The sequence below is a fragment of the Terrisporobacter mayombei genome, from assembly GCF_020748465.1.
GTDB lineage: Bacteria > Bacillota > Clostridia > Peptostreptococcales > Peptostreptococcaceae > Terrisporobacter > Terrisporobacter mayombei.
In genome coordinates, this window is the sequence record NZ_JAHZMP010000065.1 from 1 (window position 1) to 575 (window position 575).

Sequence of the window (575 nt, forward strand, 5' to 3'; positions counted from 1 at the left end):
GGTTCCAGATGCTAAAGGAACACTTAAGAAACTTGTTGAAGGAAGAAAATCAACTACTGTATTTATGCCAGTTAAAAATAAAGATATAAATTACAGTATACAAGTAAATGAAAAGCAGGAAGAGTTAAAAGATATTATTTTGTATGATGAGCTTCCTGAAGGATTGACACTGATAAATGGCTCTGTAAGTGTAGTAACAAGTGGTGGAAAAGAAGTTAGTGATTTTAACATTACACAGAGTAAAAACTCTATTTCAGTTAATTTTGGAAATATAGATAAATCGTATACTGTTAAATATAAGGCTAGAATCAGTGACAAAAATGCAAAACATGGCAATAAATATAAGAATGTAGCTAGGATTGAATCTGATGGGAAGAAGATACAAGAAGATGATGCTACTGTAAGTGTGTTTGATAGAGGGGATAATTATCTTCTCACTAAAGGACATTCAGGGGCAACAAATATTACTCAAGTTGGTCAAGTACTAAACTATCAGATTTCAGTAAATGATGATCAGTCACCAATCAGTAATGTTGTTTTAACAGATAATATACCAGAAGGTATTAGGTTGACTT

1 protein-coding gene is annotated in these 575 nt (G+C 31.5%); it reads left to right on the plus strand.

Features of this window, described 5'->3' with window-relative positions; translation table 11 throughout:
• Window positions 1–575: collagen binding domain-containing protein (locus K0039_RS20320; RefSeq protein ID WP_228106779.1), on the plus strand; the 575-nt coding region annotated here is incomplete at both ends.